Source organism: Dehalococcoidia bacterium (genome assembly GCA_041653995.1).
GTDB lineage: Bacteria > Chloroflexota > Dehalococcoidia > GIF9 > UBA5629 > CAIMUM01.
Genome location: JBAZEK010000001.1, coordinates 798,150 through 820,967, shown reverse-complemented (window position 1 = coordinate 820,967; position 22,818 = coordinate 798,150). Strand labels below are relative to the sequence as shown.

General features: G+C 56.3%; 23 protein-coding genes and 1 other annotated feature. Of the genes, 4 read left to right on the top strand and 19 right to left on the bottom strand.

Going from position 1 to position 22,818, the window contains the following annotated elements:
- Nucleotide 1: 1 nt before the first annotated feature.
- The 6 genes from WC359_04005 to WC359_03980 all read right to left on the bottom strand — a co-directional run bounded on the left by WC359_04005 (nucleotide 2) and on the right by WC359_03980 (nucleotide 8,550).
- The gene (locus tag WC359_04005) at nucleotides 2-1,123 is read right to left on the bottom strand and encodes a trypsin-like peptidase domain-containing protein (GenBank protein ID MFA5399581.1); all 1,122 of its coding nucleotides are present in this window, start codon (nucleotides 1,121-1,123) and stop codon (nucleotides 2-4) included.
- A gap of 150 nt (nucleotides 1,124-1,273) precedes the next feature.
- The gene (locus WC359_04000) at nucleotides 1,274-2,638 is read right to left on the bottom strand and encodes a TrpB-like pyridoxal phosphate-dependent enzyme (protein MFA5399580.1); all 1,365 of its coding nucleotides are present in this window, start codon (nucleotides 2,636-2,638) and stop codon (nucleotides 1,274-1,276) included.
- A gap of 128 nt (nucleotides 2,639-2,766) precedes the next feature.
- Nucleotides 2,767-3,025: a binding site (T-box leader), on the bottom strand.
- Between the two features lie 147 nt (nucleotides 3,026-3,172).
- The gene (gene gltA / locus WC359_03995; protein MFA5399579.1) at nucleotides 3,173-4,543 is read right to left on the bottom strand and encodes an NADPH-dependent glutamate synthase; all 1,371 of its coding nucleotides are present in this window, start codon (nucleotides 4,541-4,543) and stop codon (nucleotides 3,173-3,175) included.
- Nucleotides 4,544-4,600: 57 nt separating this feature from the next.
- Nucleotides 4,601-5,437, bottom strand: a complete 837-nt coding sequence (locus WC359_03990) for a sulfide/dihydroorotate dehydrogenase-like FAD/NAD-binding protein (GenBank protein MFA5399578.1) — start codon at nucleotides 5,435-5,437, stop codon at nucleotides 4,601-4,603.
- Nucleotides 5,438-5,449: 12 nt separating this feature from the next.
- On the bottom strand, nucleotides 5,450-7,633 hold the full coding sequence (locus WC359_03985) for an FAD-dependent oxidoreductase (protein ID MFA5399577.1): 2,184 nt from the start codon (nucleotides 7,631-7,633) through the stop codon (nucleotides 5,450-5,452).
- A gap of 158 nt (nucleotides 7,634-7,791) precedes the next feature.
- A complete protein-coding gene (locus tag WC359_03980) occupies nucleotides 7,792-8,550 on the bottom strand; it encodes a lysoplasmalogenase family protein (protein MFA5399576.1) in 759 nt (252 codons plus the stop codon).
- Between the two features lie 106 nt (nucleotides 8,551-8,656).
- Between WC359_03980 and WC359_03975 the strand changes: the two genes are divergently transcribed.
- A complete protein-coding gene (locus tag WC359_03975; protein MFA5399575.1) occupies nucleotides 8,657-9,364 on the top strand; it encodes a Sir2 family NAD-dependent protein deacetylase in 708 nt (235 codons plus the stop codon).
- A 66-nt stretch (nucleotides 9,365-9,430) separates the two neighbouring features.
- Here the strand turns inward: WC359_03975 and WC359_03970 are convergent, their stop codons facing one another.
- Nucleotides 9,431-10,486, bottom strand: a complete 1,056-nt coding sequence (locus tag WC359_03970) for a 4Fe-4S binding protein (protein MFA5399574.1) — start codon at nucleotides 10,484-10,486, stop codon at nucleotides 9,431-9,433.
- Between the two features lie 155 nt (nucleotides 10,487-10,641).
- On the opposite strand from WC359_03970, the gene WC359_03965 reads away from it, so the two are divergent.
- From WC359_03965 to WC359_03955, 3 genes are all read left to right on the top strand, one after another.
- Complete coding sequence (locus tag WC359_03965; protein ID MFA5399573.1) at nucleotides 10,642-11,211, top strand: DUF2284 domain-containing protein; 570 nt, start codon at nucleotides 10,642-10,644, stop codon at nucleotides 11,209-11,211.
- Between the two features lie 159 nt (nucleotides 11,212-11,370).
- Nucleotides 11,371-12,636 (top strand): S28 family serine protease, encoded by a 1,266-nt coding sequence (locus tag WC359_03960; GenBank protein ID MFA5399572.1) that lies wholly within the window; start codon nucleotides 11,371-11,373, stop codon nucleotides 12,634-12,636.
- Complete coding sequence (locus WC359_03955) at nucleotides 12,626-13,852, top strand: MFS transporter (GenBank protein ID MFA5399571.1); 1,227 nt, start codon at nucleotides 12,626-12,628, stop codon at nucleotides 13,850-13,852. The genes WC359_03960 and WC359_03955 overlap by 11 nt, the downstream gene beginning before the upstream one ends.
- Nucleotides 13,853-13,989: 137 nt before the next feature.
- Here the strand turns inward: WC359_03955 and panC are convergent, their stop codons facing one another.
- The 12 genes from panC to WC359_03895 all read right to left on the bottom strand — a co-directional run bounded on the left by panC (nucleotide 13,990) and on the right by WC359_03895 (nucleotide 22,799).
- Nucleotides 13,990-14,823 (bottom strand): pantoate--beta-alanine ligase, encoded by an 834-nt coding sequence (gene panC, locus WC359_03950; protein ID MFA5399570.1) that lies wholly within the window; start codon nucleotides 14,821-14,823, stop codon nucleotides 13,990-13,992.
- A 5-nt stretch (nucleotides 14,824-14,828) separates the two neighbouring features.
- Entirely contained in the window at nucleotides 14,829-15,653 is an 825-nt protein-coding gene (panB, locus tag WC359_03945; protein MFA5399569.1) for a 3-methyl-2-oxobutanoate hydroxymethyltransferase, read from the bottom strand.
- Nucleotides 15,654-15,669: 16 nt separating this feature from the next.
- Nucleotides 15,670-16,071: an aspartate 1-decarboxylase gene (gene panD, locus WC359_03940; GenBank protein ID MFA5399568.1), complete on the bottom strand. Its 402-nt coding sequence runs from the start codon at nucleotides 16,069-16,071 to the stop codon at nucleotides 15,670-15,672.
- A gap of 41 nt (nucleotides 16,072-16,112) precedes the next feature.
- Complete coding sequence (locus WC359_03935; GenBank protein MFA5399567.1) at nucleotides 16,113-17,066, bottom strand: DUF2520 domain-containing protein; 954 nt, start codon at nucleotides 17,064-17,066, stop codon at nucleotides 16,113-16,115.
- A 212-nt stretch (nucleotides 17,067-17,278) separates the two neighbouring features.
- The gene (locus WC359_03930; protein MFA5399566.1) at nucleotides 17,279-17,827 is read right to left on the bottom strand and encodes a DUF6125 family protein; all 549 of its coding nucleotides are present in this window, start codon (nucleotides 17,825-17,827) and stop codon (nucleotides 17,279-17,281) included.
- A gap of 65 nt (nucleotides 17,828-17,892) precedes the next feature.
- Nucleotides 17,893-18,411 carry an archaemetzincin family Zn-dependent metalloprotease gene (locus tag WC359_03925; protein ID MFA5399565.1) on the bottom strand — a complete coding sequence of 173 codons (519 nt, stop codon included), beginning with the start codon at nucleotides 18,409-18,411 and terminating at the stop codon, nucleotides 17,893-17,895.
- A complete protein-coding gene (locus WC359_03920; GenBank protein MFA5399564.1) occupies nucleotides 18,408-18,932 on the bottom strand; it encodes a nucleoside-triphosphatase in 525 nt (174 codons plus the stop codon). The genes WC359_03925 and WC359_03920 overlap by 4 nt, the downstream gene beginning before the upstream one ends.
- On the bottom strand, nucleotides 18,932-19,318 hold the full coding sequence (locus tag WC359_03915) for a hypothetical protein (protein MFA5399563.1): 387 nt from the start codon (nucleotides 19,316-19,318) through the stop codon (nucleotides 18,932-18,934). The genes WC359_03920 and WC359_03915 overlap by 1 nt, the downstream gene beginning before the upstream one ends.
- 86 nt (nucleotides 19,319-19,404) lie before the next feature.
- Complete coding sequence (locus WC359_03910; GenBank protein MFA5399562.1) at nucleotides 19,405-20,427, bottom strand: methionine synthase; 1,023 nt, start codon at nucleotides 20,425-20,427, stop codon at nucleotides 19,405-19,407.
- A gap of 16 nt (nucleotides 20,428-20,443) precedes the next feature.
- A complete protein-coding gene (gene mtnP / locus WC359_03905) occupies nucleotides 20,444-21,307 on the bottom strand; it encodes an S-methyl-5'-thioadenosine phosphorylase (GenBank protein ID MFA5399561.1) in 864 nt (287 codons plus the stop codon).
- On the bottom strand, nucleotides 21,307-22,344 hold the full coding sequence (gene mtnA, locus WC359_03900) for an S-methyl-5-thioribose-1-phosphate isomerase (GenBank protein ID MFA5399560.1): 1,038 nt from the start codon (nucleotides 22,342-22,344) through the stop codon (nucleotides 21,307-21,309). The genes mtnP and mtnA overlap by 1 nt, the downstream gene beginning before the upstream one ends.
- Nucleotides 22,341-22,799 carry a hypothetical protein gene (locus tag WC359_03895; GenBank protein ID MFA5399559.1) on the bottom strand — a complete coding sequence of 153 codons (459 nt, stop codon included), beginning with the start codon at nucleotides 22,797-22,799 and terminating at the stop codon, nucleotides 22,341-22,343. The genes mtnA and WC359_03895 overlap by 4 nt, the downstream gene beginning before the upstream one ends.
- Nucleotides 22,800-22,818 lie beyond the last annotated feature (19 nt).

The following is a 22,818-nucleotide window of genomic DNA, read 5'->3' as shown; positions in this document are numbered from 1 at the left end:
GCTATTGGGGAGGGGGGCTGTCGGTGAGCAGGGCGGTGGCAGTGTAAGTATTCTTTCCCCGGACATAGGTAACCGATATCTCGTCGCCAATTTTGGAGCTGCGAAGCTCGCGAAGAAGCTCAGGTGCGGTGGTGATCTCCTTGCCCTGGTAGCGGATGATAACGTCCAGCCTGCGCATACCGGCCCTGGCCGCCGGGCTGCCCGGCTGCACCGTGGTGATGATAGCCCCGCGTTTGACCGCCAGTCCGTTGTAGTATGCGACGTAGTCGTTTACCGTGTAGAGCTCCACACCCAGGAAGGGCCGCGTGATATAGCCTTTGTTGACCAGCTCCTGAAGTATGGGCAAAGAGGAGTTGATGCTGATGGCATAGCCCATGCCCTCCACGCCTATCTTGGCGATCTTGGCGCTGGTGATGCCGATGACCTGGCCCTTCATGTTAAGCAAAGGGCCGCCGCTGTTGCCCTCGTTGATGGCTGCCGATGTCTCGATCAGGTCGTACAGCGATTCGTCCTCGTCCAGGGAGAGGGAGACCTTGAGGCCGCTGATTATGCCCTCCTTGGCTTTAATGCCCTTGCCCAGTGGATTGCCTATAGCCACCACCCAGTCGCCCACCCTGAGCTTGCCTGAATCTCCTATAGCCACGGTTGGAAGGTCGGTCAGGTCGACCTTGATGATGGCCAGGTCGGTCAGAGGATCGCGGAAAACCCTGTCGGCGGTCACTTCACTGGTCCTGCCGTCCGAGAACTGGATAACGACCTTGCGTGCGCCTTCCACGACGTGGTTGTTGGTGACGATAATGCCGCTGCTGTCGAGTATCCAGCCTGATCCGGCGCCCGATTGCAGCACGACCCTGCTGAACATATCGTTGACGATCTGTTCGGTCGTGATGGTGACCACCCCGGGGTAGCCCTTTTCAACCACGTCGGCGATATTGGGTAGGACCGCCGCGTTTTCCGCCGGACCCGGCGATTTCCAGCCGGGATCGAGGGGAGTTATTTGCTGGATAACGGGCGCCATCGCAGGCGCCGGCGCCGATATGGGAGTTGTGGAGAACTCGATGCGGCAGGCGCTGAAGAGCAGTATGGCTGCGAGCAGAAAAGCCGTTATGGCGGGGATTCTCATATTCGGTTACCTCTGGATCGGAATAGTGCTGGGATTTTAGCATAAAGGTATTAGGCCGGCAAAACGTCCGGGTATCTATTTGCAGGCCGGCATACGCGGACTTACTTCTTATGGATCAGTCACGTATGCCGGCCTGTGTGAATGTAATAATTAGCCTTTGAAATCGACCTTGGGAAGCTGTGCCAGCGCCTGTTTCACTTTAGCTTCGTCGTAGGCGTCGGCTTCCAGTTTGCCGGAGAGGAACTGCTCGTAGGCGCTCAGGTCGAAATGACCGTGTCCGCTCAGTCCCAGGACGATGACCTTTTTCTGTCCTGATTCTTTGCACTTAAGAGCCTCGTCGATTACCACTTTGATGGCGTGCGCGGGTTCGGGGGCCGGTATGATACCCTCGGTGCGGGCGAACTGGATCGCACTCTCGAATGTGGACTTCTGGTTTACCGCCCTGGCATCGATCAGCTTGAGTTTATGCAGGTGGGATACCAGCGGAGACATGCCGTGGTAGCGCAGACCCCCCGCGTGGATGGGCGATGGGACGAAAGAATGGCCGAGTGTGTACATCATGACGATCGGGGCCATGCCTGCCACGTCGCCCAGGTCCCAGGCCAGCGGTCCCTTGGTCATGGTGGGGCAGGCGGTGGGCTCGACGGCTATGATCTCAATCTTCTTGCCTTTCATCTTGTCCTTTACAAAGGGGACGGCCAATCCACCGAAATTGCTGCCGCCGCCCACGCAGCCGATGACGATATCGGCTTCGACATCGGCCATTTCCAGCTGCTTCTTGGTCTCAAGGCCGATGATGGACTGGTGCAGGATGACGTGGTTGAGCACGCTTCCCAGGGAGTATGAAGTGTCCTCGCGGCTGAAGGCGTCTTCGCAGGCTTCGCTGATGGCGATGCCCAGGCTGCCGGGGCAGTTGGGATCTTCAGCCAGTACCTGCTTACCGAAATTGGTGTCGGTGCTGGGGCTGGCTACGCACTTGGCGCCCCAGGTCTCCATCATGATGCGGCGGTAGGGCTTCTGGTTGTAGCTGACCTTGACCATGTAGACCTTGCATTCAAGTCCCATGTACTGGCAGGCCAGAGAAAGGGCGCTTCCCCACTGCCCGGCGCCGGTTTCAGTGGCGATGCGCTTGATGCCCGCCTTCTTATTGTAGTAGGCCTGTGCGATGGCTGTGTTGAGCTTGTGGCTGCCGGCCGGGCTGACGCCCTCGTACTTGTAGAATATCTGGGCCGGTGTGCCCAGGGCCTTCTCCAGCCTGAAGGCGCGGATAAGCGGCGTTGGACGGTACATCCTGTAGACGTCCAGCACCTCGTCGGGGATTTCGATAAAGTGTTCCTTGCTGAACTCCTGGTCGTTCAGGGTTGACGGGAAGAGGGGCGGGGGCAGGATGGTCGGCTCATGCGTCTGCGGATGCAGTATGGGGAGCATGGGCTCAGGCAGGTCGGGCAGTATGTTGTACCAGGAAGTCGGCATATCCTTTTCAGCCAGGATGAACTTTGTTAATTTTTTAGCCATTTTATACCTCACTAAATATTTTTTATGTCTATGTATACCGGTTTGTTAGACCAAATTCTCGGCCCCGCCGGGCCACATATTCAATTCCATTCCTTTTTGACCTCCATACAATAAATAAAGCCTCTCACCCAAGGGGCGAGAGGCTTAGCTTCGCGGTGCCACCCTTATTGATCCGTTGCCGGACCATCTCTGTCAGGTACGGCCGGTTTGCCGGCGATACCCTGGATTGTGATTACGCTATCCCTGCGTCAAAGCCTACTGGGGTACTTCCCTTTCGGTTTGCGGCTCCCGGGTCCATTCAATCCCCGCTCCGGCGTCAACTCTCACCTTGCTTGACTCTCTGTGGCCTTCGCTGCAGGACCTACTATTCCCGTTCACAGCCTTTAAATATTCAATTGTTACCATAATAAACGAAAGGTTGAATATCTGTCAACACGAACCGCATAAGAACGTCATCGCGAGCGCAGCGTGGCGATCTTGTGTACCCGCAATCACGTACAAGATTGCCGCGTCGCTACGCTCCTCGCAATGACCTTAGGGCTTTTGCCCCATCAGGAACTCGTGTATCGAGGCAGCGGCCCGTTTGCCCGCGCCCATGGCGCTGATCACCGTGGCTGCGCCCGTGACGACGTCCCCGCCCGCCCAGACACGGTCCTTGACGGTCTTGCCGGACTGCTCGTCCGCCACCACCGTTCCGTGTTTTGTGACTTCAAGGCCTTTGGTGGTGGAGGGGATGAGTGGATTGGGTGTGGTGCCCAGGGCAATTACAACCACATCGACATCGATGATGAACTCGCTGCCCTGTTTGGTTATGGGGCGGCGTCTGCCGCTGGCGTCCGGCTCGCCCAGTTCCATCTCGTAGCATTCCATGGCCTTGACCCAGCCCTTGTCGTCGCCGATGATTTGTTTGGGATTGGTGAGGAATTTGAAGATGATGCCTTCCTCCTCGGCGTTCTCAACTTCTTCGTGGCGGGCCGGCATCTCGGTGCGCGAGCGGCGGTAGATGATATAGACCTTATTGGCGCCCAGCCTGAGCGCACAGCGGGCGGAATCCATGGCGACGTTTCCGCCGCCGATCACCGCCACCTGTTTTCCTATCTTGATAGGCGTATCGTACTCCGGGAAGAGGTATGCCTTCATCAGGTTGACGCGTGTCAGGAACTCGTTGGCCGAGTAAACGCCGTTGAGGTTCTCGCCGGGTATGCCCAGGAACATGGGCAGTCCCGCGCCCGTGCCCAGGAAAACGGCGTCGTAGTCCTTCTCCAGCAGCTCGTCCACCGTGGCCAGCTTGCCCATCACGGAATCGAGCTGTATATCCACGCCCAGCGATTTAACATAATCAACTTCAGATTGCACCACATTCTTGGGCAGGCGGAACTCGGGGATACCGTACATCAGCACGCCGCCCGCCGTGTGCAGGGCTTCATACACCGTGACCTTATGTCCCATCCTGGCCAGGTCGGCGGCGGCGGTCAGGCCGGCGGGTCCGGAGCCGATGACGGCCACCCTTTTGCCTGTGGGCGGGGGAAGCTCAACCTTTGTTTCCTTTTTATGGGCCAGGTCCCAGTCGGCGACATACCTTTCCAGCCTGCCGATGGCTATCGGGGCCCCCTTCTTGCCCAGCGAGCATACCTGTTCGCACTGCGTCTCCTGCGGGCAAACACGTCCGCAGATGGCGGGCAGGGCGTTCTTGCTCTTAAGGATGCGCACCGAATCTTCCATCTGGTTGTCGCGCACGGCCTTGATGAACTCGGGGATGTCGACGTTGACCGGGCATCCTGCCACGCAGGGACGTTTGGGGCACTGAATGCAGCGCGCGGCCTCCTGCAGGGCCATTTCGTCGTTGTAGCCCAGTGCTACTTCGTTATAGTTATGCGCGCGCACCTTGGGGTCCTGGCGCGGCATGTCTATGCGGTTGAGGTTGATTTTCGATTTAGGTTTTTCTTCCAACTTCCGCCTCCCTTAAGATTTGCCGCACCGGCAGGATTCCCATTTATCCAGGGATTCTTTTTCTTCTTTGAGATAGACCTTCTGCCTGTCGAACACCGTATTCCAGTCCACCTGGTGTCCGTCGAAATCGGGGCCGTCCACGCAGGCGAATTTGGTGGTCCCGCCGATGGACACGCGACAGCAGCCGCACATGCCGGTCCCGTCCACCATGATCGAGTTGAGGCTGACGATGGTCGGGACGTTAAAAGGTTTGGTGGTTTGAGCGCAGAACTTCATCATGATAGCAGGGCCGATGGCGATCACCCGGTCGATCTTGCCCTGTTCCAGCTTCTCCTTGAGCGGCTCGGTGACCAGTCCCTTGCGCGCGTAGGAGCCGTCGTCGGTCGTGACGATCAGCTCGTCGCTGACTGTCTTCATGCGGTCCTCCCAGAAGAGCAGGTCCTTATTGCGCGCTCCGATGATGGAGATGATTTTGTTGCCTGCCTCTTTCAACGACCGGGCGATGGGGTAGATGGGCGCGATGCCCACGCCGCCTCCCACGCAGATCACGGTGCCGAATTTCTCTATATCGGAGGGCAGTCCCAGCGGACCGACCAGGTTATGCAGGCTGTCCCCTGCTTTCATCTGTCCCAGTTTCCTGGTTGAGGTGCCCACCTCCATGGCCACCAGAGTGACCGTGCCTTCCTTGGCGTCCCAGTCGGCCAGTGTCAGCGGTATGCGCTCTCCAGCTTCGTCGACACGTATGATTACGAATTGGCCGGCCCTGGCCTTTTTGGCTATGGCCGGGGCCTCGATCTTGAACAGATCGATCACCGGCGTCAGCTTCTCGCTGGCTATGATTTTGAACATGCACACCTCCCCTCAGGCAGATTTGACCTTGACCGGCGGCGCCGGCGGGTGCGAAAGCTTCAGCCTGTAATGGCATTTATAGCATCTATTGGCCTCGTCCACGGCCGCCTGCTCGCTGTAGCCCAGCTCGACTTCGGCGAAGCCGCCCAGGCTCTTCGATTTCTCCAGCTCCGGCATAGCCGGGTGCTTTTTGGCAGCGAAGCCCGGCTCCTCGCCGAACCAGGGCTCCATCTCTTCTACGGGCGCCAGCTGTTCCTCGATCTGCCCTTTGCCGCCCAGGTATATGTCGATGGAAGACGCGGCCAATCTGCCCTGCGCGATGGCGCCGATGACCGAAGCGGGTCCGGTCACGATATCGCCGCCGGCGAATACGCCCTTGCGGCTGGTCTCAAGCGTTTTATCGTTGGCCTTGATATTGCCGCGGTTGACGGCCACGTCGAATTTAGCCGGTATATCGGAGACCTGTCCGATGCCGGCGATAACGTTGTCGAACTCCTCCACGTACTCGCTGCCGGGTATGCGCACCGGGCTTCTGCGTCCGCTGGCGTCGGGGTCGCCCAGCCGCATCTTGATGCACTCCATGGCCAGTTTGTCGCCATTCTGCGTAATCTTGTTGGGAGCGGCCAAAAACACGATCTTGATGCCCTCGTGTATGGCAGCCTCCACCTCTTCCGGCGCGGCGGGCATCTCGGCCCTGGTGCGTCGGTAGAGTATGGTCACATCGCTGGAGCCAACGCGCAGTGCGACGCGCGCGCAGTCGATGGCGGAGTTGCCGCCGCCTATGATGGACACCTTTTTGCCGATATTGAACTGCTGACCCAGCGCCACGGTGCGCAGGAAGCTCACGCCGTCCAGCACTCCGGGCAGGTCCTCGCCTTCCGCGCCCATCTTGGACCCCTTGTGGTCGCCGATGCCGATAAACACAGCGTCGAAGCCCTGTGCCAGCAGATCGTCTATGGACTCTATCCTCTGGTTGACCTTGATCTCCACGCCAGCTTTTTTGATCTCGTCTATCTCGGCGTCGAGTATCTCGCGGGGAAGCCTGTAGGCGGGAATTCCCACGCGCATCATGCCGCCTGTCTGGGGGAGGGCCTCGAACACGGTTACAGCGTGGCCCAGCTTGGCCAGGTAGAAGGCGGCGGTCAGGCCGGCGGGTCCGGAGCCTACGACGGCCACCTTCTTGCCGGTAGGCGGTAATATCTTATTGTTCTTTTTCCAAAGCTCGTTATCGTGGTCTGCCGCGTACCTCTTGAGGAACTTGATGCAGATCGGCTCGTTGAGCTTTCCGCGGCGGCAGGCCTGCTCGCAGGGGTGTATGCACACGCGTCCCAGCGCGCCCGGGAAGGGAACCTTCTCCCTTACCACGGCCAGCGCTTCGGGATATTTGCCGCGGGCGATGTAATTTATATATCTGGGGATATCTATATGCGCCGGGCAGGCATAGCTGCAGGGGACGACATAGCCTTCCCATTCCGCGATGGCGCGGTACCTGGCCAGCTTGTCCACCAGCGCGCCCACCGGGCAGACCTCGACGCAGGTGAAGCAGTATTTACAGCCGGACTCCTCGTAGGTTGCTTTAACGGGTCCTGCGACCTTGAAGCCGTCGATTTCCTTGAAATCGAGGGCCTTAATGCCCCGCAGGTCCCGGCAGGCCCTGACGCAGCGTCCGCAGGCGATGCACAGGTTGTAATCGAGATCGAAATATGGGTTGTCCCTCTGCACCGGCAGGTTGCGGTAGGTGTAGGGTATATTGTCGTTGCCCATATCTAGGAAGTCCACCACCTGCTGCAGCTCGCAGTGGCCGTTTTCGGGGCAGGTAACGCACCTCTCGGTCACCTCGACATTGCGCAGGCAGATGTCGAACGGTTTGCAGCGTTCCCTTCTCCAACAGGTGAGGCAGGCATTGGGGTGCTGTTTGAGTATTTTCTCCAGGGCCTGCTTCTGCTTCTTCCTGATGGCATCGGTATCGGTGTGGACGACCAGGTTCTCTGTGACTTTGGTGTTGCAGGCCTGGACCGGTTCGCCAGATCCTTCTATCTCAACCGCGCAGAGGCCGCACTCGCCGGAGGGTTTCAGGTCAGGGTGTGAGCATAGCTGGGGTATATAGACGCCGGCCTGCGTGGCCGCCTCCAGCACGGTGCTTTCGCTGTCAACGGTTATGGATTTGCCATCTATAAATAGACTTATTTTGGCCATGATGTGCTAACCTCCGAAAATGTAAGGTTAAGGTTCAAGGGACAGGTGTACCTGGTGGAATTAGATATAAAATAAATGACAGCAGTCAAACCAGTTAAATAATCTATCAGAAACCGGCTTCAAAATCAAACTTAACGGCACACAGGCCGGTGGCTGTCTCAGGCGGCTTTGCGGTCCAGCCTGTAGCCGCTCAGTGCCGGCAGCACCAGTCCTGGTGTGTAGAAAAGCCATGTGATATAGATGGCGCAGGTCTGGAACCGGCCCGGCTCAGTGGCGAAATGCACGCCCACCAGCAGGTCGCTGACGAAAAAGCAGGATAGTCCGATGGCCACCAGCCAGGCGTTGGCTTTGGGCATGAAGCCGATCCGCACTGCGGCCCAGGCCGCCCAAAGGGAGACGCCCAGAAACAGGCTGTAGATCGCCAGCAGGTAGAACATCAGGCTTGGCCCCAGTGCTGGGAGGAAGAACCATCCCATCGCGACCCCGGCTATCGCCAGTATGAACAGCGCCGAGAGTATATCCCAGGTCCGGTTTGAGGTTGATTTATTTTTGAAATAGTCCTTGAGCCCCCATCCATTGCGTATGATAAAGAAAACGTGCGCGACGGCGAAGACCAGCATGCCGATCATGTTTATATCGAAGACCAGGAAGATATCGCCCACGGCGATGGCGGCGTATGCCAGCACCAGGCGTTTAGTGTCGCCGCGGTTAAAGCCGTCCCTGCCGATGAGGAAAACCAGGATGGCACAGATGAATGAAACTGCAACCTTGGTTGCGCGCACGTAGGGAATCTCGGGCCGGGCGAAGTCGGCCGTGCCGGTCAGGAACTGGTACCAGTCCAGCGTGGTGTATCCGCCGAAAAGGAAAAGGATAACGAAAAGCAGTGCTATTACAATGGCGCGCTTGGTCGCAGTCATATCGGCCTCCCCGCGAATAATTAAAGCTTGGACTATTATACCAGACAGGTACTGCTTTTCAGCATAACGTATATAATAGAATTCAGGTTGGCAAAGCGGTCAGACAATGGCTGATTTAAACGAAAGAATCGACACGCTGGCTCAGTGGATGGCGCAGGCCAAATACCTGGTGGTCTTCACCGGGGCGGGAATCAGCACTGAATCGGGGTTGCCGGATTTCAGGGGTCCTGACGGGTTGTGGACAAGGAAGGCGAAGGGGCTGCCGCCGCCCACCGGTGTAGACTGGACAGAGGTGGAGCCGAACCAGGCCCATCAGGCGATTGTTGAATTGCAGGACATGGGCATGCTCAAATTCCTCATCACACAGAATGTCGATAATCTGCATTTAAGGTCGGGCATTAAGCCCGAATTGATCGCCGAGTTTCATGGAAACATCACCAAACTGAGATGTACCTCATGTGCCAATCAGATCGACTCCTTTCCCGACCTGCTGAATACAGGTTGCCCGATCTGCGAGAAAGGCAAACTGGTTTCGAGCGTGGTCAATTTCGGCGATCCGATTCCCCGCAGGGCGTATGATGAGTCCGCCCATCACTCCCGGCTGAGCGAAAGTTTCATTGTCGCCGGCTCAAGCCTGGTTGTCCAACCTGCTGCAGAAATGCCTGATATAGCTCACAAAGCCGGTGCAAAGCTGGTCATCATTAACCAGGGAGAGACACCGCTGGATAAGATATGTGATCTACGTTTCTGGGAGAGCACTGGGGAAGTACTGCCGGAGGCAGTGGATCGATTAAAGAAGATACTGAAAACGTAGCCGGTTTCAGCCGCCGGGCTTCAATCTAGTCCCGGCTTAATCGCCGCATACCGGTAATCGGGGCGATCAGTAGATACCGCCGACGGTTCCGGGTATATGTTCCGGCGGACGGACCAGTTTCATTTTTCTGGCGCCTGAAGGACAGGAAGTGACGCAGGCGCCGCAGCCCAGGCATCTATCGATATCCGTCTTTGAGCATTCGTCGCCGGTTTCCTGGTTATATTCCATAGAATTTGCTTTAAACTGGCATCTTTCCACGCAAATCCCGCATTGGATGCATTCCTTTGCGTCCACAGTAACTTCAAAACGGCTTCTGGCGATAGCCTGTGATATCTCGAATTTAGTCTGTGACAATACAGGATGCAGGAATCCGCAGCAACACGAGTGGCAGTTGCAGAATACCTGGTTCAAAACGGTCTGGTTTGGAGCGACGTGTATCAGCGGGTAATCGTCGCACTCATCAATTACCTTCAGTGCCTCTTCTGCAGTCATTTGCCGTCCGGCCCCACGATCGATATTGTACTGGGCCGTCTTTCCAATGCTGATACAACTATTCGTAGGTGTCCCGCATTGCCTTTGCCTGTATTCGCGTTTACAGCAGCAGGGCACCAGTGCCAGCGTACTCTGTGCTTTGATTATCTCCCTCACATCTTCACACGGCAGGACTCCTGGTATGTCCTTTATTGATTTCCATCTTGGTATAATCCTCATCATAGGTTGCCCTGAGCCGGCCCCGGCCAGCACCTCGGTGATCGCGACCGGTCCTATCTCCTCATTCATCAGGGCTGTGAATAGGTCAAAGAACTCGTTCCCCAGCATTTCGTCGTATTTCGGATTGCACAGCGCGGCATCATGTAACTGCATGAGACTGCGAGCCATCTGGGGACCTTTTTTGGTGTAAAAAATTACACCCTTCTCAAATAATTCTCTTATATGCAGTTCAACTGCTTTTACATCGATACCGAGTTTTCCGGCTATTTCCTGCGGGGTTGAAGGAAGTTCTCGAATTATCTTTGCCTGTTCGAGATTGGCCAGCTTGGCCAGTATGCGAGGCAGGTAGTGCGAATCAGGCTGTCCCAATCTGGATGCAAATTCCCTGTAAATAGGATCTACAGTTTCCATATTACGAATTCCTCCCGCTCAGGTAGATATCTATGAAAATAATTAATTCTGTAAATAATATCAGGTTTATTGAAATTTGTTTTTTGCCAGTTTTGCTAGTCTCTAAGGGAACCGGTAGAATCCTGTCATGATTTGGTTAGAGGGATATGAGGGATATGAGCAAAGAAAGAGAGAAAGGAAAGCAAGGTGGCACAGATAATATCGCCACCAAATTAAGGCCATACTTGGATATAATGCTTAAAAGCGGAGTAGACGATGCGGTCATTATTGAGACTGCCACGGTGATTACTGCTCCGTGGGTTAGATTGAAATGTCGGTTCGGCTGCGGCGGTTATTCCGGTTGCCTCTGCTGTCCGCCATTTTCACCAGCGCCTGAAGACATGCGGAAGGTGCTTGACTCATACAGATACGCAATCCTTCTTCACCGCCATATCAAGAGAGGGTGGCAGTCGGTTGGAAAATTGAGTAAGGCAGCTATAACCCTGGAAAGGTCACTCTTTCTGGCAGGATATTACAAGGCGTGGGCCACTAAGAGTGGGCCCTGCACCCTCTGTTCCGACTGCGATACTTCCCAAACGTGCAAGCATCCTGACAAGGCCAGACCATCTATGGAAGCGTGTGGCATTGATGTCTACGCTACGGCAAGAGGTAATGGCCTACCTATTAACGTGGTGAAAACCAGGGCAGATGAAAGAGACTTTTACGCGCTAGTGCTCGTAAAATAGCTGCTTGTTTACAATGGTACCAAGGCACTATTTGCGTCGAATTAGCATATACAAAACAAAAGCCTGAAGTGTGCAATGATTTTTTTGGTCAAGTTTTAATGGATTGGCAGGCAGCCCTGCTTAATCTACAATATAAGAAATCTTTTTTAGGCAGGTATCATGAGAAAATCCGTGTTTAATACCGTCCTGGTCTTCCTTATTGCATTGATGCTTTGCGTCCCCTTTCTGTCATGCGCCCCGGCGGAAAAGAATTACGAGCTTACACGCATTATAATCTCCCAGCCGCTGGACCACGCCAGTCCTGACGGTGCGCGTTTCGATCAGGAGATATTTATACTGGTCCCGCACAACGCTCCCAACAGCTCACCCGTTTTCTTTATCCTGGGGAACGAGCACGACCTGACAAATCAGGAATTGGCAGCTACATGGAATATGTACGGCGCGCCGACCGACGTCATCTTCATCCAGGCCGAGCACCGCGGCTACGGCCAGAGTGTCAGTTCCGACAGCGACCAGACCGTTCCCGCATACGTGACGGTGGGCCAGGCCCTGGCTGATTATCACCAGGTCATTGCCGAGCTTAAAAAGACGTACACAGGTCCCTGGATGTCCGCCGGTTACAGCTACGGCGGCGGCCTATCAGTTGATTTTGCGGCCATATATCCCGACGACGTCAACGTAACGCTTTCCTCCAGCGGCGTGATCGACTGGCCTTTCACCATGGATGCCTATGACAAACAGGTGCGCATCACCATGGGCCCCGAGACCTACGCCCGCCTGACGCAACATATCAAGAACCTTGAGCCTGTCGAGATGTTCGACTCAAACTGGCTGGAGCGGGAACTCCTGGTCGGATTCATCCACGGCATGACCCAGTATGGACGATACAAGTCATACATGCCGGTCTTCCAGGCTGCCTCAAATCTTCCCACACCGGCGTTCATGGGCGTGCTGCATATGATCGACGATGCAATCGCCCAAAAAACAGGGATGCAATATGCTGAAGCAAATGCCAAAATTACGCTTTCACGTGACGAGGCGATAACGGGCAAATACGGCTGGCGCGTGTGGCGTTACCAGCAGTGCGCTGAGACGGGCATCTTCGAGCTGTCCGCCGGCAGCGACGGCGTCTTCAACCGCAGCAGGGACGATTTCTTCGTGGAGAGCCGGGCGCTGTTCGGCAAGGACCCCGAATCCGCGGTCAAACCAGCCTGGTCCCCGCGCTCCAGACTGGCCGATTTGAAGGTGCCGCTGGTTTACGTCTGCGGCGGCATGGACCCCTGGCAGGGATTGGGGCTGGAAAAAGACTATAAGATCTCGCAAGGTTATTATTTTTATATCCCGGACGGCCGGCATTGCCCCGATCGCGATAATGTCGAGTTAGGCAAGCAGGTGCTGACCAAGATGCTCGAATATGCCAGATAAAGACAGGAAAATATTCGGGTTAAACCCCAACATCTTCTGGCTGGGCGCAGTGAGCTTCCTCACGGACGTGAGCAGCGAGCTCATCTTCACACTGATGCCGCTTTTCCTGGCCAATATACTGCAGACCGGCACGATTATCATAGGACTGGTCGAGGGCGTGGCCGAAAGCACGGCGTCGCTGCTCAAAGTCGCCAGCGGATGGCTGAGCGATAAGATCGGCAACCGCAAGGAACTGTCTTTTATCGGCTATGCCCTCTCCACGCTGGCCAAACCTTTCATGCTGATAGCCGGCAGCTGGGGCCCGGTGATGGCGATTAAATTCACCGATAGGTTCGGCAAGGGTATACGCACCGCGCCCAGGGACGCTATGGTAGGCGATTCCTGCGATGAGTCGGAGAGGGGAAAGGCCTTCGGCTTCCACCGCGCCATGGACACCTCGGGCGCCGCCCTGGGACTGGTCATCGCCGCGGCGGTGATATTCCTGGTTCAGGGTGAGGTACTGTCCCTGCAGGCCGATGCCTACCGCTGGCTGGTCATTCTGGGTGTGATACCGGCTTTCATCGCGCTGTTTTTCTTTCTGTTTATCCATGAGCCTCCCAAACAGAGCTGCGCCGTCTCTGAGTCCGGGCTGGCGGGTGTGAGTAGCGCTGAGCCGCCTGCTACGACAGCCTTCACCGGCAGGTTCAAGCTGTTTCTGATCATCTGTTTCATTTTCACGCTGGGCAATTCCAGCGACGCCTTCCTGATACTGAGGGCGCAAAACCTGGGGAACAACGTTCTCTATATCGTTCTCATGTTGATCGTGTTCAATGCCGTCTACGCGCTGGTCTCAATGCCGGCAGGCATCCTCTCCGACAAGCTGGGCAGAAAGAAGATCATCGCTGTAGGGTGGACCATCTTTGCGCTGGTCTATCTGGGCTTCGCCCTCTTCGATGTGGAATGGACGGCCTGGGTGCTGTGGGCGATGTACGGCGTATATTACGGCCTGGCCGAGGGTGTGGCCAGAGCCCTGGTTTGCGACCTGGTGCCTGAAGACAGGCGGGGCACGGCCTTCGGGGCTTATCACGGGGTGGTGGGTATAACGTTGCTTCCGGCCAGTTTGATAGCGGGGTGGCTCTGGCAGGCGGTCAGCCCGGCGGCCCCCTTTTATTTCGGCGCGGCTATGGCAGTTATCGCGGTCATAGGATTAATGGTATTTATCAGGGAAAAACCGTAGCCCGTGTCATTGCGAGGAACGTAGTGACGAAGCAATCTTGTACGTGATTGCGAGTACGCAAGATTGCCACGCTTCGCTCGCAATGACCGGTGAAAGTTTGTAGGGGCGTACCTTCAGGTGTGCCCGCAATATAGAAGTCACCCTAATATGATGTTATCGATCAGCCTGGGCTTGCCCAGCCTGACCGCCAGCGATATCAGCACCCTGCCCCGTATAACATCCACCTCGTCCAGCCTGACCGTATCGGCGATGCTGATGTAGTCGATCTTTGCAGCGGGCACAGCGGAGATCAGGCCGTTCATGGCTTTTTTGATCGCGTCCGCATCCCTCTCTCCTTTGTCATACATGTCCTTTGCCAGGCAGAGCGATTTATACAGCGCCACCGCCGAAGGACGCTCCTCCGTGGTCAGATAGGTGTTACGGCTGCTCATGGCCAGGCCGTCGCTCTCCCTCACGGTAGGGCAGACGACAATCTCAAGGTTCATATTGAGGTCGGACACCATCTTCCGTATCACAAAGGCCTGCTGGGCGTCTTTCTGCCCGAAGTAGGCTTTATCAGGTTCGATGATATTAAATAGCTTGTTGCAGACGGTCGTCACGCCCTGGAAGTGCGTGGGCCTCGATTTCCCCTCCAGTTTGGAGGTTATGCCCCGGACCTCCACCCAGGTGTCGTAACCGTCGGGGTACATCTCTTTGTCCGACGGTACGAAGACAATGTCGGTCTCGACTTTGTCCAGCAGCGCGCAGTCGCGGTCGAGGTCGCGCGGGTATGACTTGAAATCTTCGGCGGGACCGAACTGCGTGGGATTGACGAAGATGGTGGCCACGGCGACGGGATTCTCGGATTTGGCCCGCCGCACCAGCTCCAGATGCCCCTCGTGCAGGTAGCCCATGGTGGGTACCAGCCCTACACTGCCTTTGCACTGCCGGCGCAGCTTCTTCATCTCGGCTATGCTGCGAACGACATTCAAGGTTTCTAAAGGTCCTTCAGCAGGCCCTCGTCCATGGAAGCAGCGTGTTCGTCCGAGGGAAAGGCTCCGGATTTCACCTCGGCGCAGTACTGTGAGACGGCGTCCTTCATGGTTGAGGCCAGCCTGGCGTATTGTTTGGTGTGTTTCGGTACGAAATCGGTGAAGAGTCCCAGCATATCGTTGATCACCAGCACCTGCCCGTCGCAGTATGGTCCGGCGCCGATGCCGATGGTGGGTATCCTCAATCTGCCGGTGATGAGTCTGGCCAGCTCTATCGGGACCAGTTCCAGCACGATGGCGAAGGCCCCGGCCTGCTCCAGCGCCAGCGCATCATCCAGCAGGCGTTTAGCGGCATCGGAGGTCTTGCCCTGCACGCGGTGGCCGCCCAGTTGGTGTATCGACTGGGGCGTCAGACCGATGTGCCCCATGACGGGTATGCCGCTGCCGACGATGCGCCTGGTGGTCTCGGCCATGACCGCGCCGCCCTCCAGTTTGACGGCCTGGCAGCCGCCCTCTTTCAGCATCCTGCCGGCGTTGCGCAGGGCGTCCTTGGCGCTTGTCTGATAGGCCATGAAGGGCATATCACCGACGACCAGCGCGTTTACAGCGCCCCTGACCACGGCTTTGACATGATGCAGCATCTCGTCCATGGTGACGGGTATGGTGGTGCTGTAGCCCAGGACAACCATGCCAAGGGTATCGCCGACAAGAATGAGATGCGCTCCCGCCTCATCTACGACTCTGGCGGTGGAGTAATCGTACGCCGTGAGCATGACGATCTTCTCGCCGGCGTTTTTCAGGTCCTGGATTTTGTTGATCGTGATCGGCATGGATGCCAGCCTCCGGCTATCTTGCCGCTATCAGGTCGTCCATCCAGGAGTCAACGTTTTTGACGGATGTAATCCGGTTACGCCTGTCCACGTATACCAGGCGGGGTTTAGCTTTTTCGGCCTCATCCGACGGCACTTCATGGTAAGTGAGGATAATGACCAGGTCGTCCAGACAGGCCAGCCTGGCGGCGGCGCCGTTCAGGCAGATGCAGCCCGATCCCGGCTCGCCCTCGATGGCATAGGTGCTGAACCTGGCCCCGTTGTTGATATTGAGGATCTCAACTTTCTCGTAAGGCAGTATATCGGCCGCCCTGAGCAGGTCGCTGTCGATGGTGATGCTGCCCTCGTAATCGATGTTGCAGTCGGTCACCCTTGCCCTGTGTATTTTGCTTTTGAGCATGGTCCTGTAAGTTGACATCCTTTTATCTCCTTGCCGGTCGTGACTATGTGAGTACATCTTTATTCATCCGTCGACATTGAAAAATATCTGGAGGCGAATTCGAGGTCGTAATTATTAAAGGTATCCCTGTAGTCGGGAGCTTTTGTAGCGGTCATCCCGTTCAACAGGGAACGTATCTCTTCGGCGGTCTCAAGGCTGATCCTGCCCTTGGCCTGGGCGATCTCCAGCGTTTTCAGTCCCATCACGCGGTAAATGCCTGCTCTATCCGGCTGCTCCGTTGCCAGCGTGTTGATATGCTTGCGCACGGTTTCGACGTCTCCCCTGGCGATGGGGCCGGTCAGACAGCCCGGTATGCCCACACGCTCGATGTTCCGGACCGTTCCCTTGAGCAGGGGCAACAGGGCTTTGACGGCCTCCTCCTGGGGTATGCCGAAGGATTGCCACAGGTCGGCGGAGGTTTTCATCAGTGCGACCAGGTAATTTGAAAGCGTGACGGCGGCGATGTGGTATTTTACCTTGTCTCCTGCCTTGAGCAGGATGATATTTCCTTCCAGCGCCTGCGCCATTTCGGTGGCAGCCGCCAGCCCGACTTCATCGCCCTCCAGGGCGAAGGTGGATCCGGATATATTATTGATGGCCTCTTCGATGCCGGCAAAGGTTTGCAGCGGATGCAGGCAGCAGACGTGCGCGCCGCTCGAGGCGGCCGGCTCCAGTATTTCTATGGAATGTACGCCGCTGCAGTGGACTGCGATCTGCCCGGGGCGCCACCTGACGCCGGCGGCGATATCGGGGATGACATCATCAGGCGTGGTGATGAAGACCACTGAAGCCAGGTCTGCGACCTGCTGCGGGCCTTCACATACCTTGCAGCCGCTGACAAATGAAGATAGCCGACGCGCCGACTCGATGCTCCTGCTGCTGACGGCTATGATTTCATAACCCCACTGCCACAGGCGGACCGCGAGCGCTGTGCCGGTCATCCCGGCGCCGATGATTCCAATAGTCTGTTTCATCTTTCTATGCCTTCAGGGCAATAAAAAAACCTTCCAGGCAGCAGCCGGGAAGGTCATTACAGTCACTCTGTATACGCCGTCTCGGTCATCGCTGATCCAAGCGGGCTTTTTATTCAATTACCCTGACTTTGACTCACCGCCCATGCGGGTCGATGGACAATATTATATTAGGAGTAAAAAATTTATTTGTCAATAGAGGCGCCGAAAAAAAATTACAGCTTGAATTCCCAGCGGCAGTAGTAGTCATTTTCGCTCTCGCGCGGCGGCGTTTTCAGGCAGTTGACCTGGATGTCCGGATTGAAGAAGGAGGCATACATTCTGTTCAGCCTGACCTCCACGTTGTTGCAGATATCGTTCTCCCTTCCGCGCCCCTCGCGCTCAAGCGCCTGGACGGTGGGACAGTGCAGCACCTTCCAGATAACGTGGTTGTCGTTGACAAGCTCGAATTCCGATTTGATATTCCAGGCCCACGGGCTGAGCTGAAAGGCTTTCATCATGGACTTCACATCATTTCCTTTAATATTGAAGCCCTCGCTGATCTTTTTCATCTCGTAGAGGCAGAGTTTCTCCCATACCAGTATGTCGCAAGCCAGCGCCTCGTCGTTGCCCTGCTTCTCCATGAGGGCAAGGTACCAGAAGCCATCCAGCGCCTTGTAAAGCTTTGCGTAAATCTTGATGAGCTTCTCCAGCGCTTCGTAGGAAAAATCGCTCGGCTTCAGATCGGGATTGAAATCGCCGCTGTAGTCGTCCAGTTTCTTCACGCAAGCCTCCTGCTGTGTTATTGGATAGAACCTGCTATAGCAGGCTACATCTAAATAGTCGACGTTTATTCTATCAGTTTCGGACGGCAACGGCTGCAGAAATAGAGGCCTTTAACGTCCGTGTCGACCAGGCTGTTGGAGAAATGCATGACGCATTTAACGTCCCCGCAATGCACCAGCCCCAGCGTGTGCCCCAGCTCGTGAACGGCCTCTTTGAGCGACCTCTCCAACAACAGCTGTTCTCCGCCTTCAAGGGCGCTTTGCTCGTCTCTCAACCTGTTGAGGGATATCACCGCCACGCGGTTGACGTCGTCGGCCTGGCCGAATACGAAGTTGAGGCCGTGGGTGAAGATGTCGGCCCCGGTCACCCCCAGCAGGTGATCGGCTTTTTGTTCGTGCCGCCGCAGTCTGTCGAGCAGGATATCGGACAGATACTGGTCCCTGGCGCGGTCGAATGCGTCTTGCGGTATTTCGATGGACTGATCAATACGTACGGGACATCCGAACACGGCTTCCAATCCGTCTTTCAACTGCTGGAGGACGCCGGCATCTATATCACCGATGGGGACCAGGTTTATCTTCATTTACCGGTATATGCCAGCCAGGCCAGCATCTCGGCCAGCACGTATCTCTGGTTATTGCGCGTCAGCTCGGTTACCTTGATGTTCCTGATCTGTCTGATGGTATCCGCCAGCGGGTGCGGTTTGAGGGTTATCGTGCCCAGCACCTTCTTGGGGCTGCTCAGGGCGTCCTGCACAGCCTGAATGAAGCGCGGGGAGAAAAGCTCCATTTTACCTATCTCATCGATCACAACTATGTCGTTGTGCTCGATGGCGTTATAGATAGCGTCGATCCCGGTGGTGTTGAGCACATCGATATCCACACCGTATTTGCCCACGCGGAAAGGGCTCTCGATGGTTATATGCGCCAGCACACCCTCTTTATTGTCCAGGGTGACTATGCGGAAACCTTCCCGTATGCCCACGTTCCGGATTTCCTGCGTGAAGAAGCCGCCAGCATTGCACTTCGACTGCGTGATCGCTTCTTTGATGATGCTGGTTTTACCTGTGCCGGGCATGCCCGTTAGCAGATAAGCTTGCCCCATCAACCCCCTTCGGCGGACTCTGGTTTCTTTTTCCGGGCGGCTGGCTTTTTAGGCGCCGTCGCCTTGGCTGCGGCAGTAGACCCGGATGCCGGGCCGGCTTTCTTTTTGGCCGGCGCCTTCTTGGGTTTTTCCACCTTTTCAGCCGCTGCAGCCTTTACCGGCTCGGGCTTCTCTTTCTTAACCGCCGGCTTTTTGGCGGGCGGTGTTTTAAGCATGTCGGCCAGCGCTTTAACGGGCTTGGGTATCTCGATCTCTTTTTTGGCAGCTGTCTTGACAGCCGGTTTGGTTACCACGCCGGAGGCGAGGTTCAGAGCCTTTCTGCGCTCTTCAAACTTTTTTCTCTTGCGGCGGTGCTTGAGCAGTGCCATTTTCTTGCGTTTGTTCATCTTATATCACCTAATATTTACACCTTATATAGAACTCGCTATGTATTATCGCTAATGCGGCCGTAGATTTCAACTTCAGCGGTCATTTACGAACCATATTTTCGCCTCGCCCGGGATGATAGCTCCGTTAACAAATTATAGACATATTCTACTCCGTCATGCGTGAGGGATAACAGCGCGCAGCTCGGTGTAACCAGGCTTTGCCGGACCACCTGACGTATGGAAATCCCGTCTCCGGTCAGGTGCGACAGCGCGTCCCCGAACCTGTCGAAAAGGCCGGCAGGGGTCTCTTTTTTCAGCGCCTCCTCATCGTTGGGAACGATGCCCCAGGCGATGGATCGGCCACTGCGGATGTGGGACAGCAGCTCCTGACGGTAACACAATACCGAATCCAGGTAGCTATAGGCATCGAAGCTGATGATGTCGATGGGCAGTCCCAGCAACAGCGACCAGTCCGTCCCTCCGCAGCAGTGTATGCCTTTGATGCCTTTTATGCCGCTCAGGACCTCTGTTAACTGTCCTGTAATCTGCTCGTTGGGCAATGCCACAAAGGCCGAGCCCAGTGAAGCCAGGTACGGTTCATCCACAAAGATAACCGTCTGCCTGGAGAAGGAACGCATAAAACCTTCCAGCCAGGCTACTTTCAGCTTGAGGAACTTGCTGACCGCGTCGGCCAGAGTTTCATCGTAGATTATGCCCTTGCCCTCGCCGTCGGTAACGCACAGCCCCCAGCTTATCGGCCCGGTGATCTGCCCTTTGACTACCGGCGGCGCGGCGGAGTTATGCGATGCCATGCAATACAGGCCGGACGCATGCTCTTTATCGATGGCGTAACCGCCTGCTTTATTCTCGCTCCAGTCGTAATAAAGCCTTTCTATGCCGCGGTCCAGATCCGGCCCGCGTTCGACGTGCAGCTTCTGGCCGTCGACAGCGATGCCGGGGAATCCCTGGCTGTACTGGACGTACATGTTCTCCAGGTTCGAGCGCAGCGGCAGTTGCGGCCAGGCCGGCAGGTCGACCAGATGCCTGCTTATCCCGGCGCAGGCGGCGGCTGCGTCTTTATCGGGCATTGCGCCTATGATCGTGGCAGCGCAGTTGAACTCGGGCACGGATATATGACTCCTGTTATTTAATGTATTTCCCGATGATAATGTCGAGGTCTACCCTGGCTTTCTCAGGTATCAATTCGGGGGCAGTTATTATGGCATTTTCCAGCGCATGCCCGCAACTGCATTCCCTTTTTGCAGGAAGGTTGACGATGGCATGGCGCAATACTTTTTTGGCCGTCTGAAGGGTCTTCTTCAGATTGGATACGACCATCTCGGCGGAGACGGTCTCGCTCAGCTCGTTCCAGCAATCGTAGTCCGTGACAATTGCCATCATGCCGTAGCATATCTCGGCCTCCCTGGCCAGCTTGGCCTCGGGCAGCGCGGTCATCAAAATAATGTCGGCGCCCCAGGACCTGTACAATTCCGATTCGGCCCGCGTGGAGAACTGCGGACCCTCCATAACTATGACGGTGCCGCCGTCGTGGACGCGTATGTCGTTGCGATGGGCGGCGTCATACAGCACATCGCTCAGATGCGGGCAGTAAGGATCGGCGAAGGCCACGTGCCCGACTATGCCGTTGCCGAAAAAGGTATCGGGCCGCAGGAAGGTCCGGTCGATTAGCTGGTCCGGTATGACGATATCCATCGGCTTGATCTTTTCCTTGAGGCTGCCCACGGTGGAGATGGCGATGATATATTCCACGCCCAGTGACTTGAATGCATAGATGTTGGCCCGGGAGGGCAGCTCGGACGGGCTGAGCCTGTGCCCCACGCCGTGCCGCGGCAGGAAGGCCGCGTGAACCCCTTCGATGTTGCCCAGAGTTATGGCGTCGCTGGGATCGCCGAAAGGCGTCGATATGCGCACCTCTCTGACGTGTGTCATGCCTTCCAGGTGATAAAGGCCGCTTCCTCCGATGATACCTACCCTGGCTTCCTGCATTACCGAACCTCCTGAAAAGTGGATTTAAGATTGCGTTTATAGGGCGGCCTGACGATGCCTTTTTCCGTTACGATGGCCGTTATGTATCGGTGTGGAGTAATGTCGAAAGCCGGATTGGCCGCCCGTACCTTGAGAGGGGCGATCCTGCGGCCGTTGAATTCCAGCACTTCTTCCCGGCCCCTCTCCTCGATGGGAATGCGGGCTCCGGAGTCTATTGAGACGTCAATTGAACTGAGGGGCGCGGCCACGTAAAAGGGGATACCGTTCTCCCTGGCCAGCACCGCCACGGAGTAGGTGCCGATCTTATTAGCCGTATCGCCGTTGGCGGCGATGCGGTCAGCCCCCACTATGACGCAGTGGATCATACCCCGGCTGATGAAATGGCCGGCCATGCCGTCGGTTATGAGCGTGACGGGGATTTTAAGCTGCTGCAGCTCCCAGGTGGTGAGGCGCGCGCCCTGCAGCAGGGGACGTGTCTCATCGGCGTAAACCGATACCTTTTTCCCCTGCTCGGCCGCAGCCTTGATCACGCCCAGCGCGGTGCCGTATTCCACGCCCGTGGCCAGCTGTCCCGTGTTGCAGTGGGTCAGCACCGTGCATTCTCTGCCGATGAGCGATGACCCGATGCGGCTCAGTTTGGCCATAGCTGCGGACTGCTGCCTGTGGATCAGGCGCGCCTCTTTTTCCAGTAATTCGACTGCTTCATCCGGAGATGCGGCCTTTGAAAGCGCCCGCCTCATCCTGTTTATGGTCCAGAACAGATTGACCGCCGTGGGCCTGGAAGCAGCGAAGTCATTCAGTATTTGCTCCAATTCCTTATTAAACGCTTTCATCGATGATGTTTTAATCGACTGCGCTCCCAGCACGATGCCGTAGCCCGCGGCGATGCCGATGGCCGGGGCGCCGCGCACCTGCAGGGTTTTTATGGCATGTATAGTCGCCCTGTAGCCGGAGATCTCGAGATATATCTCCTGCAGCGGCAGCGCGGTCTGGTCAAGTAATCGGAGCTTGCCGCCCGACCATTGAATCGGTTTCATTGACCCCTCCCCTCGTATGTCTTCCATTCCTTAAACGCTTTGTCGAAGCCGGCTATAAAGGCCTCCCTGTCCGATGGTGTGACGGTGACCGAGAGGCGGTGTTTGCGGACTATCTCCACCGCATTCTTTGGCGAAAGGTTGGTGGGCAGGTTTATGCCGACAGTGGACCAGCGCGAAGGCCGCAGCGTAGTGACCGTGTTAAAGGGAATAAGGAACGCAAAGGGCAGACGGAATCCGATACGAATGGCCGAGTTCAGGATGCTCAGCCGGGTCGGCAGCAACAGAAAGGGAAGGCCCACGGCTATAACGGCCACGATAATAAGCATGGCCGGCACCCAGGGCTCTTCGTCCGGCATGATTACGATTGTGGCCAGTATGATCAGGGCGGGCAGAAAAAAAATAACCCGCATCCAGATATCGGTCCGGGGTGAATCTTCGTATACTGCAAAGTTCATATAAATAAAGGGCAGCCTA